The 11,279-nt window shown below is 69.6% G+C and carries 9 protein-coding genes; all 9 read right to left on the bottom strand.

The annotated features are described in order from the left end of the window. Window positions 1-24: 24 nt before the first annotated feature. A complete protein-coding gene (locus DTL70_RS08550; RefSeq protein WP_114021250.1) occupies window positions 25-1,950 on the bottom strand; it encodes a TIGR03960 family B12-binding radical SAM protein in 1,926 nt (641 codons plus the stop codon). Between the two features lie 123 nt (window positions 1,951-2,073). After that, on the bottom strand, window positions 2,074-3,273 hold the full coding sequence (rodA, locus tag DTL70_RS08545) for a rod shape-determining protein RodA (RefSeq protein WP_114021249.1): 1,200 nt from the start codon (window positions 3,271-3,273) through the stop codon (window positions 2,074-2,076). Continuing rightward, a complete protein-coding gene (gene mrdA, locus DTL70_RS08540) occupies window positions 3,270-5,552 on the bottom strand; it encodes a penicillin-binding protein 2 (protein WP_114021248.1) in 2,283 nt (760 codons plus the stop codon). Before mrdA ends, rodA begins: the two co-directional genes overlap by 4 nt. 76 nt (window positions 5,553-5,628) lie before the next feature. Then, window positions 5,629-6,345 carry a rod shape-determining protein MreD gene (mreD, locus tag DTL70_RS08535; protein ID WP_425470335.1) on the bottom strand — a complete coding sequence of 239 codons (717 nt, stop codon included), beginning with the start codon at window positions 6,343-6,345 and terminating at the stop codon, window positions 5,629-5,631. Window positions 6,346-6,369: 24 nt separating this feature from the next. Beyond that, window positions 6,370-7,305 (bottom strand): rod shape-determining protein MreC, encoded by a 936-nt coding sequence (gene mreC, locus DTL70_RS08530; protein ID WP_114021247.1) that lies wholly within the window; start codon window positions 7,303-7,305, stop codon window positions 6,370-6,372. Between the two features lie 138 nt (window positions 7,306-7,443). After that, the gene (locus DTL70_RS08525) at window positions 7,444-8,463 is read right to left on the bottom strand and encodes a rod shape-determining protein (RefSeq protein WP_114021246.1); all 1,020 of its coding nucleotides are present in this window, start codon (window positions 8,461-8,463) and stop codon (window positions 7,444-7,446) included. 259 nt (window positions 8,464-8,722) lie between these two features. Beyond that, the gene (gene ndk / locus DTL70_RS08520; RefSeq protein ID WP_114021245.1) at window positions 8,723-9,136 is read right to left on the bottom strand and encodes a nucleoside-diphosphate kinase; all 414 of its coding nucleotides are present in this window, start codon (window positions 9,134-9,136) and stop codon (window positions 8,723-8,725) included. 176 nt (window positions 9,137-9,312) lie between these two features. Continuing rightward, window positions 9,313-9,666 carry a DUF4233 domain-containing protein gene (locus DTL70_RS08515; protein WP_114021244.1) on the bottom strand — a complete coding sequence of 118 codons (354 nt, stop codon included), beginning with the start codon at window positions 9,664-9,666 and terminating at the stop codon, window positions 9,313-9,315. Continuing rightward, the gene (gene folC / locus DTL70_RS08510; protein ID WP_114021243.1) at window positions 9,667-11,226 is read right to left on the bottom strand and encodes a bifunctional tetrahydrofolate synthase/dihydrofolate synthase; all 1,560 of its coding nucleotides are present in this window, start codon (window positions 11,224-11,226) and stop codon (window positions 9,667-9,669) included. Window positions 11,227-11,279 lie beyond the last annotated feature (53 nt).

Raw genomic sequence — 11,279 nt, 5'->3', positions numbered from 1 at the left:
ACCCGGACCCTGCCCCGCCCGCGCCTACTTGACCACGGTGAGCGGCAACAGCTTCTTGCCCGTGGGCCCCATCTGGATCTCGGTGTCCATCTGCGGGCACACCCCGCAGTCGAAGCAGGGGTCCCAGCGGCAGTCGGGGACCTCGGTCTCGTCGAGGGCGTCCTGCCAGTCCTCCCAGAGCCAGTCCTTGTCGAGGCCGGAGTCGAGGTGGTCCCAGGGCAGGACCTCCTCGTAGGAGCGCTCGCGGGTGGTGTACCAGTCGACGTCCACACCGGTGCCGCCCAGCGCCTCGGCGGCCGAGGACATCCACAGGTCGTAGGAGAAGTACTCGCGCCAGCCGTCGAAGCGCCCGCCGCGCTCGTACACCTCGCGGATCACCGCGCCGATCCGGCGGTCACCGCGCGAGAGGAGGCCCTCGACGATGCCCGGCTTGCCGTCGTGGTAGCGGAACCCGATCGAGCGGCCGTACTTCTTGTCGCCGCGGATCTTGTCGCGCAGCTTGCCGAGACGTGCGTCCGTCTCCTCGGCCGACAGCTGCGGCGCCCACTGGAAGGGGGTGTGCGGCTTGGGGACGAACCCGCCGATGGAGACGGTGCAGCGGATGTCGTTGGACTGCGCGACCTCGCGGCCCTTGGCGATGACGTTGACGGCCATGTCGCCGATCTGGAGGACGTCCTCGTCGGTCTCGGTGGGCAGCCCGCACATGAAGTACAGCTTCACCTGGCGCCAGCCGTTGCCGTAGGCCGTGGCGACGGTGCGGATCAGGTCGTCCTCGGAGACCATCTTGTTGATGACCTTGCGGATGCGCTCGCTGCCACCCTCGGGCGCGAAGGTGAGACCGGAGCGGCGGCCGTTGCGGGTCAGCTCGTTGGCCAGGTCGATGTTGAAGGCGTCCACCCGCGTGGAGGGGAGCGAGAGGCCGACCTTGTCCTCCTCGTAGCGGTCGGCCAGCCCCTTGGCGACGTCGCCGATCTCGCTGTGGTCCGCGGAGGAGAGGGAGAGCAGGCCGACCTCCTCGAAGCCGGTGTTCTTGAGCCCCTTGTCGACCATGTCGCCGATGCCGGTGATCGAGCGTTCCCGCACCGGGCGGGTGATCATGCCGGCCTGGCAGAAGCGGCAGCCCCGGGTGCAGCCGCGGAAGATCTCCACGGACATCCGCTCGTGCACTGTCTCGGCGAGCGGGACCAGCGGCTGCTTGGGGTAGGGCCACTCGTCCAGGTCCATGACGGTGTGCTTGCTGACCCGCCACGGGACACCGGAGCGGTTCGGCACGACGCGGGAGATCCGGCCGTCGGGCAGGTACTCCACGTCGTAGAAGCGCGGCACGTAGACGCCGCCGGTCTTGGCCAGGCGCAGCAGCACCTCGTCCCGGCCGCCCGGGCGGCCCTCGGCCTTCCAGGCCCGGATGATCTCGGTGACCTCCAGCACGGCCTGCTCGCCGTCGCCGATCACCGCGACGTCGATGTAGTCGGCGATCGGCTCGGGGTTGAACGCCGCGTGCCCGCCCGCCATCACGATCGGGTGGTCCTCGGTGCGGTCCTTCGCCTCCAGCGGGATGCCGGACAGGTCGAGTGCCGTCAGCAGGTTGGTGTAGCCCAGCTCGGTGGAGAAGGAGACGCCGAACACGTCGAAGGCGCCGACGGGGCGGTGCGCGTCCACGGTGAACTGCGGGACGTCGTGCTCCCGCATCAGCTTCTCCAGGTCCGGCCAGACGCTGTAGGTGCGCTCCGCCAGGACGCCCTCGCGCTCGTTGAGCACCTCGTAGAGGATCATGACGCCCTGGTTGGGCAGACCCACCTCGTACGCGTCCGGGTACATCAGCGCCCAGCGGACGTCCGTTTCGTCCCACGGTTTCACCGTGGAGTTCAGCTCGCCGCCCACGTACTGGATCGGCTTCTGGACGTGCGGGAGGAGGGCCTCTAGCTGGGGGAAGACCGACTCGACGGACATCTGATGAGCGCACTTTCACTGGGGGTGCCCCGGACGGACTCCGGGGAGGACAGGGCCGGTCGTCCAGAGTAACGGTTGTGGCCCACACTCCCGATGGCTCCGCCCTGGCTCCCCTGTGCCGCCCTATGCCGCTATGGGTTTCTGGGTGCGGATGGACTGCAACAGGCCCACCGCGATCCAGACGGCGAACATGGACGTACCGCCGTAGGAGACGAAGGGCAGGGGCAGTCCGGCGACGGGCATGATGCCCAGCGTCATGCCGATGTTCTCGAACGCCTGGAAGGCGAACCAGGCGATCACGCCGGAGGCGACGATGGTGCTGTAGAGCGACGTCGACTCCCGCGCGATCCGGCAGGCGCGCCAGATGAGGACGCCGAGGAGGACGAGGATGAGTCCGCCGCCGACGAAGCCGAGTTCCTCGCCTGCGACGGTGAAGACGAAGTCGGTCTGCTGTTCGGGGACGAACTGCCCCGTGGTCTGGGTGCCTTCGAAGAGCCCCTTGCCGGTGAGGCCGCCTGAGCCGATGGCGATGCGGGCCTGGTTGGTGTTGTAGCCCACGCCCGCGGGGTCCAGCGCGGGGTTGGCGAAGGCCGCGAACCGGTTGATCTGGTACTCGTCGAGCAGCCCGAGCGCCCACACCAGCACCGCGCCGAGGGCCCCGGCCAGGCACAGGCCGATCACCCAGCGGTTGGAGGCGCCGGAGGCCAGCAGGACGGCCAGCACGATCATGACCAGCACCATGACGGAACCGAGGTCGGGCATCGCCAGGATGATCACGATGGGCAGGGCCGCCATGCCCAGCGCGTGCAGCACGGTGCGGTGGTCGGGGTGTTCGCGGTCGCCGGCGTCGACCTTGGCGGCGAGCAGCATCGCCATGCCGAGAATCACCGTGATCTTGATGAACTCGGCGGGCTGGACGGTGAAGCCGCCGCCCAGGTTCAGCCAGGCCCTGGAGCCGTTGATGGTGGCGCCGAGCGGGGTGAGGACGGCGAGGGCGAGCAGCACGGTGATGCCGTAGAGCACCGGTACGGCGCTGCGCAGTCTGCGGTGGCCGAGCCACACGGTGGCGCCCATCAGGGCGACGCCGATGAAGAGGCTGATGATGTGCCGCACCAGGAAGTACTGGGGGTCTCCCTGGTTGAGCTCGGTGCGGTTGCGGGTGGCGGAGTAGACGAGCAGCGAGCCGATGACGGCGAGGACGGCGCCGGACAGCAGCATGATCCAGTCCATGCGCCACACGACCGAGTCGCGTGCGGTCAGCCGGTTCCAGGCGGAGCGCTTGCGGGGGCCGTAGCCGTCCAGCGCGAACGTGCGGGTGCTCATCGCCTCTCGCCTCCCGCGATCTGCCGGGTCTGATGTGCCTGGCGGGCGCCGTCGCGTTGTCGCTGCTGCCGCTCGCCCTCGTGGCGTGCGGCCTGGGCCTCGCCCCGGGTGTCGGGGGTTTCGGCGGGGGGTTCGGCCTCGCGGTGCTTGGCGGCGTCGTCGGCGGGGCGCTTGTCGCGCTCGGCGACGATGGTGCCGTCCTTGGAGATCTTGGGCAGCGCGGTCTGCGGCTTGGGCAGCAGGGCCTTCTTCTTGTCGATGCCGCCGTCGTCGCCGACGCCGTACATCGCGTCGTAGATGTTGCGCACGGCGGGCCCGGAGGCGCCGGATCCCGTACCGCCCTGGGAGATGGTCATCACGACGGTGAAGTCGTCGGTGTAGGTGGCCAGCCAGGAGGTCGTCTGCTTGCCCGCGACCTCGGCCGTACCGGTCTTGGCGCGAATCTTGATCTTGTCCTGGGGCCAGCCGGCCTCGCCGAACCGCCAGGCCGCCGAGCCGCGCGTGGCGACGCCCTGGAGGGCCTTGTCCATCTGCCCCAGCGTCTTCTTCGTCAGCGGCAGTTTGCCGTGCGAGGTGGGCTCGATCTCGTTGACGGTCTTGCCGTCGGGGCTGATGACCGCCTTGCCGAGCGTGGGGTCGTAGAGGGTGCCGCCGTTGCCGAGGGCGCCGTAGATGGTGGCCATCTGGATGGGGGTGACGAGGGTGTCGCCCTGGCCGATGGAGTAGTTGATGCTGTCACCGGCACGCATCTTCATGCCGGAGACGCAGTTCTCCTTGGCGATCTTCTCGGCGTAGCTGGGGTTGTCGCCGCCGTCCTCGGCCTGCTTGCACCAGGCGTCCTTGTTGGCTTCCCAGTAGTTCTTCTTCCACTCGCGGTCCGGGACGCGGCCCGAGACCTCGTTGGGCAGGTCGATGCCGGTCTTCTTGCCGAGGCCGAACTGGTGGGCCGTCTTGTAGAAGTAGTCGTGGGCGCCCTTCTTGGGCATGTTCCCGCCGTCCTTCTTCCACTCCCTGTGGGCGAGACGGTAGAAGACGGTGTCGCAGGAGACCTCCAGGGCGCGGCCGAGGCCGATGTCGCCGTAGCCCTTGGACTCGTAGTTCTTGAAGACCTGGCCGCCGACCTTGTAGTCCGAGGAACACTCGTAGTTGCCGTCGAAGGGGTAGCCCGCCTTGACGGCGGCGCTCGTGGAGATCACCTTGAAGATGGAACCCGGCGCCGACAGGCCCTGGATGGAGCGGTTGAGCAGCGGATAGTTGGAGTCCTTGCCGGTGAGCTTCGCGTACTCCTTGCCGGAGATGCCGCCGACCCAGGCGTTGGGGTCGTACTCGGGGTTGGAGGCCATGGCCACGACGCGGCCCGTCTTGTTCTCCATGACGACGACGGCGCCGGCGTCGGCCTTGTAGTTGCGGCCGGTGTTCTTGTCGAACTCCTTGCGCGCGTTCTTCATCGCCTGGTCGAGCTGGGTCTCGGCGACGGCCTGGACGCGGGAGTCGATGGAGGTGACCAGGTTGGATCCGGGGCGGGCCTTCTCGCTCTCGGCCTCGCCCATCACCCGGCCGAGGTTGTCGACCTCGTAGCGGGTGACGCCCGAGCTGCCCCGCAGTTTGCTGTCGTAGGTCCGCTCCAGGCCCGAGCGGCCGATCTCGTCGGAGGGCAGGAAGGGGGAGTCGGTGTCCTTGGCCTTCTCGATCTCCTCGTCCGTGACGGGCGAGAGGTAGCCGAGCGCCTGCGCGGTGTTCGCCCCGTGCGGCGCCGGGTAGCGGCGAACCGCCTCCGGCTCGGCGGTGATGCCGGGGAAGTCCTCGGAGCGTTCCCGGATCTGGAGGGCCTGCTGGGGCTTGGCGTCGTCGGTGACCGGGATCGGCTGGTAGGGCGAACCGTTCCAGCAGGGCTGGGGGGTTTCCGCGTCGCAGAGGCGGACCTTCTGCTTGACGGTCTTGGCCTCCATGCCGAGGACCTTGGCGAGCCGTTCGAGGACGGCCTCGCCCTCGTCGTCCTGCTTCATCAGTTCGGTGCGGGAGGCGGAGACGACCAGCCGGGTCTCGTTGTCGGCGATGGGTACGCCGCGCGAGTCCAGGATCGAGCCGCGCACGGCGGGCTCGACGACCTGCTGGACGTGGTTGCCCTTGGCTTCCTTCTGGTACTCGTCGCCGTTGCGGATCTGCAGGTACCACAGCCGCCCGCCGAGCGTGAGCAGCAACGACATCACCAGGACCTGAATGGCGATCAGCCGGATGGTGACACGGGAGGTGCGGCCGGTCTCAGGAATATTGCTCACGGCGCGAAGCGCCTCCTCGAGGGGTGGTGGTCGGGTGGGGGCACCTCCCGGCCGCAGGCTGGGGGAAGGCGGGCACTCACAGGCGCTTGACCCCCTTGAGCCCCGCCGTCTTGGACCGGCCGCCGCCGCTCAGGTCCATCGTCTTGTTGCGCGAGGTGCGCTTGCCGGCCTTGACCTTGCCCGGCTTGCCGCCCTTGCCGAGCAGGCCGCTGCCCGAGGGGCTGAGGCTGGCGCCGGAGGCGAGCCAGCCGTAGGCGCGCATGCCGCCGCCGGCGCTGCCGCCGCCGGGTTCGGCGCCGAGCGGGTCCTTCTCGCCGCGCCGCGCCAGCGCCATGACCAGGGGGACGACGAACGGCGCGAGCAGCAGGTCGTAGATCGTGGCGGTGGCCAGCAGTCCGGTGAGGCCGACCTGCCGGGCCGCGGTGTCGCCGACCAGCGCGCCGACACCCGCGTACAGCAGGGTGGAGCCGATCGCGGCGGAGGCGACGACGAGCATCGGGACGGTCGCCGAGCGGTGCTGTCCGGCCTCCGGCTTGGTCAGGCCCGCGGCATAGCCGATGAGGCAGAGCACCAGCGCGTAGCGCCCCACGGCGTGGTCGGCGGGCGGAGCGATGTCGGCCAGCAGCCCGGCGACGAAGCCGACGAGGGCGCCGGCGGTGTGGCCGTAGACCAGCGCGAGGCCCAGGACGGTCAACAGCAGCAGGTCGGGGACGGCTCCGGGCAGTTGGAGCCGGGCCAACACGGTGACCTGCACGATGAGGGCGACGACCACGAGGGCGGCCGTGAGAAGCATCCGGTTGACGTACAGCACTGCGGATCAGCTCCTGGGCGAGGGTTCGCCGCCGGGGGTGGCGGTCACGGTCACCGTGGGTGCGGGCTTGGGCTTGCCGGGCTTCTTGGACCTGAGAACCTCGTCCCTGGGGTCCTCGCGCGGCGGTTCGACGACGATGCCGACCACGTCCAGCCGGGTGAAGCCGACGTAGGGCTTGACCTGGACCGTGCGGGTGAGGGTGCCCTTGTTCCGCTCGACCTTGGTGACCTCGCCGACGGGCACCCCGGGCACGAACGGCTTGTCGTCACTGGAGCCGAAGGTGACCAGCCGGTCGCCCTTGCCCACCTTGGCCTTGCCGTTGAGGAGCTGGACACTGAGCGCGTTGCCGCCGCGCCCGGTGGCGAAGCCCAGCTCGTTGGTCTTCTCCATGCGGGTGCCGACGGTGAAGTCCGGGTCGTTGGCGAGCAGCACGGTGGAGGTGGAGGAGCCGACGGTGGTGACCCGGCCGACCAGCCCGTCGCCGTTGAGGACGGTCATGTCGCGGCGGATGCCGTCCTCGCGGCCGGCGTCCAGAGTGACCGTCCACGAGAAGCCCTGCGCCGCGCCGATCGCGATGACCTGTGCGCCCTTGACTCCGTAGCCGCCCGCGCCCGCGGTCTTGAGGAGCTTGTCGAGTTCCTTGGCACGGGCGCGGTTGCGGTCCTTGGAGCCGAGTTGCTGCTTGAGCGCCGCGTTCTCCTGCTCCAGGCGGGTGATTCTGTCGTGGCGGTCACCCGAGTCGCGGACGGCGGCGATGGCGTTGCCGACGGGATCGACCGCGGAGGCCACCCCGTTCTCGACCGGGCCGAGCGCGGAGGCGGCCCCCTGCCGTACGCCGTCGAGCGGAGACTGCTCGCCCCCTCTGAGGTCCACCGTGATCAGTGCGAACGCGATGGCGATCAGCAGGACGAGCAGCAGCCGGCTTTCTCGTGTGTCCCTCACGTGCGGCGGCCGTGCCTTTCTGGTGAGGCAGCCCCGCCGGGGCGGGGTGCGTGACGGCGGCCGCCACTGGGCTTAACGACCCGCCGCTGAACGGTCGGTTATTGCGGTTGTCACGAACAGGTGTGCGGTGTTCGCCGGTCAGCGGCGCGGCTGGGAGTCGAGCACCTGCTGGAGCGCCTCGAACTCCTCGACGCACTTGCCCGAGCCCAGCGCCACCGAGTCCAGCGGGTCCTCGGCGATGTGGATGGGCATGCCCGTCTCCCGGCGGAGCCGCTCGTCCAGGCCCCGGAGCAGGGCGCCGCCGCCGGTGAGCACGATGCCGCGGTCCATCACGTCGCCGGACAGCTCGGGCGGGCACTTGTCGAGCGTCGTCTTGACCGCGTCGACGATGGCGTTGACCGGCTCCTCAATGGCCTTGCGGACCTCGCCCGCGGAGATCACCACCGTCTTCGGCAACCCGCTGACCAGATCACGGCCGCGGATCTCGGTGTGCTCGTCCTTCTCCAGGTCGTGCGCCGAACCAATGGTGATCTTGATGCTCTCGGCGGTGCGCTCGCCCAGCAGGAGGCTGTACTCCTTCTTGATGTGCTGGATGATCGCGTTGTCCAGCTCGTCACCCGCCACCCGGATGGACTGCGCGGTGACGATGCCGCCGAGCGAGATGACGGCCACCTCGGTGGTGCCGCCGCCGATGTCCACCACCATATTGCCGGTGGCCTCGTGCACCGGCAGCCCCGAGCCGATCGCCGCGGCCATCGGCTCCTCGATGATGTGCACCTGGCGGGCGCCGGCCTGGGTGGACGCCTCGATGACGGCACGGCGCTCGACGCCGGTAATACCGGACGGCACGCACACCACCACCCGGGGCCGGGCGAGATAACGGCGCTTGTGGATTTTCAGAATGAAGTAGCGGAGCATCCGCTCGGTGATCTCGAAGTCGGCGATGACGCCGTCCTTCAACGGCCGGACCGCGACGATGTTGCCAGGGGTGCGGCCGATCATCTTCTTCGCTTCGGCGCCGACCGCGAGGATTCCGCCCGTGTTCGTGTTGATCGCGACGACGGACGGCTCGTTGAGGACGATCCCGCGACCCCTGACGTACACCAGCGTGTTGGCGGTCCCGAGGTCGACAGCCATATCACGGCCGATGAACGACATGTTGGTTCCCATGGATGCGTCTGGCCTTCCAAGTGGGGCGATGTGGAGTGCGGCTACGGAAGGATGTGGGTACGCGCCGGGTGCGTGCTCAAAGCGCGAGGGTTCCATCGTAGACGCGCTTGCTCGAACACGTGGAGACGGTTCCTTTGCCATTGTCGGCGGAAGTGGGAACCGCCACCGTAATGGTGACGTCGTGTCGGGAGCGCTCCGGGCGCCTCTCGCGCCTCAATCGGCCCCCCGTGTCGGTAAGCCGCCCGCCTCAGGCAAAACTCGGGAAAAAAATCTTCATCTCCCGCTCCGCGGACTCCTCGGAGTCCGAGGCGTGAATGAGGTTCTCCCGCACGATGGTGCCGAAGTCTCCGCGGACGGAGCCGGGAGCGGCGGCGATCGGGTCGGTGGGCCCCGCGAGAGCACGCACGCCCTCGATCACCCTTTCGCCCTCGACGACCATGACGACGGAGGGACCCGAGGCCATGAACTCCACCAGCGGCTCGTAGAACGGGCGCCCCTCGTGCTCGGCGTAGTGCTGCTCCAGCGTGGCGCGGTCCAGAGTGCGCAGCTCGACAGCCGCCAGGGACCAGTCCGCCTTGCGCTCGATACGGCCGATGATCTCGCCCGTCAAACCACGTCGGACGGCGTCGGGCTTGAGGATGACGAGGGTGCGCTGGGGCATGGTGCGGTGCTCCTTGGCTGGTCGTGCGACGGCTGGGCACACCCCCCGGCCGGAGTCCCCCGGCTGCCGCCGGGAGGTACCCCCAAAGGGGAGGGCAGGCTCCGCCAGGCCGGGCGCGGTGACGCGACGTGAAGCCCGGCGGTCAAAAGAGGCTACATGGGTGAGGGAGAACGGTCTCACGCAGCGTCCGGCTCGGGCGCGGCCTGGGCCGCGAACCGCGCCTTCGCCTCGTCGATCTTCTTGCCGAAGTGCATCGAAGCCCACCACAGCGCGGCGAAGCAGGCACCCAGGAAAAACATCACAGGAACGACGAAACCGCTCGCGATCAACGCGATCTGAAACACCCAGCCGAGCTGCACGCCACCCGGACGGGTGAGAAATCCGCACAGCAGCACGCACAGCACCATCGCGATACCGCTGACCGTCCAGACGGTGGAGACCGAAAGGTCACTCGTTCGCATCGCGACCAATCCGGCGAAACCGATGATGAAGAATTCGGCGATCAGCGTGGACGCACCCAGCATGCGCATCTAGCGCCTCCCTCGCAGCAGCAGCCGGGCCTCGCCGACCGTGATGACGGAGCCGGTGACCAACACCCCGGCCCCCGCGTACTCGCCCTCCTCCTCGGCGAGGGTCACCGCCTCCTCCAGCGCCAGATCCAACCGCGGCTCGACCTGGACCCGCTCCTCGCCGAAGACCTCCACGGCGACCGCGGCCAGCTCGTCCACGTCCATCGCGCGGTGGCTGGAGTTGCGGGTGACGACGACCTCGGCGAACAGCGACTCGAAGGCCTCCAGCACGCCGCGGACGTCCTTGCCCGCGCTCGGGGCGACGACGCCGACCAGCCGGCTGAAGTCGAAGGCCTCGCTGACGGCTTCCGCGGTGGCCTGCGCCCCGCCCGGGTTGTGCGCGGCGTCCAGCACCACCGAGGGGCTGGTGCGCACCACCTCCAGCCGGCCGGGCGACGAGACCGAGGCGAAGGCCTGGCGCACCACGTCGATGTCCAGGGCGCGGGCCTGCTGCCTGCCGATACCGAAGAAGGCCTCGACCGCGGCCAGGGCCACACTCGCGTTGTGCGCCATGTGGGCGCCGTGCAGCGGCAGGAAGACGTCCGGGTACTCGCCGCCGAGACCGCGCAGGGTCAGCTGCTGGCCGCCGACCGCCACCTGCCGCTCGACGACGCCGAACTCCATGCCCTCGCGCGCGACGGTGGCGTCCACCTCGACGGCCTTCTTCAACACGACGGAGGCCGCCTCCACCGGCTGCTGTGCCAGCACCACCGTGGCGTCGGGCTTGACGATGCCGGACTTCTCCACCGCGATCGCCTCGGGCGTGTCGCCGAGCCGGTCGGTGTGGTCCAGCGAGATCGGGGTGATCACCGCGACGCCCGCGTCGATGACGTTGGTGGCGTCCCACCTGCCGCCCATGCCCACCTCGACGACGGCGACGTCCACCGGCGCGTCGGCGAAGGCCGCGTACGCCATGCCGGTGAGCACCTCGAAGAAGGAGAGCCGGTAGTCCTGCCGGGCGTCGACCATCTCGACGTACGGCTCGATGTCGCGGTAGGTCTCGATGAAGCGCTCCGCGGAGACGGGGGCGCCGTCGATGCTGATGCGCTCGGTGACCGACTGCACGTGCGGGGAGCTGTAGCGTCCGGTGCGCAGTTCGAAGGCGGACAGCAGCGCCTCGACCATGCGGGCCGTGGTCGTCTTGCCGTTGGTGCCGGTGATGTGGATGGAGGGGTAGGAGCGCTGCGGGTCCCCCAGCACGTCCACCAGCGCGGCGATGCGCTGGACCGAGGGGTCCAGCTTCGTCTCGCCCCAGCGGGTGGCCAGCGCCTCCTCGACCTCGCGCAGCGCCCGGTCCACCTCGGGGTCCTCGGGCCTGCCGGGCACGACGTCCGGCTGCGGGGGCCCTGCCTGGGCCCGCAGGGTGCGGCTGCCCGCCTCGATCACCGCGAGGTCCGCGTCGCGGTCGGTCTCCTCGCCGACGATCTCCTCGAACGCGTCGGGCGACTCGTCGGGATCGAGGGACTCCGCGGGCTCATAGAGGGACGGGTCGGGTTCGTGGGGCTGGGGCTCGTCGCTCACGCGGACCAGTCTACGTAAGGGTGGCGCGGCGGGCGCAGGCCGCCGGGTGACAC

Source organism: Streptomyces diacarni (genome assembly GCF_003323715.1).
Classification (GTDB): Bacteria; Actinomycetota; Actinomycetes; order Streptomycetales; family Streptomycetaceae; genus Streptomyces; species Streptomyces diacarni.
The sequence above is the reverse complement of the archived record's forward strand: the minus strand, read 5'-3'. Positions and strand labels throughout refer to the sequence as shown.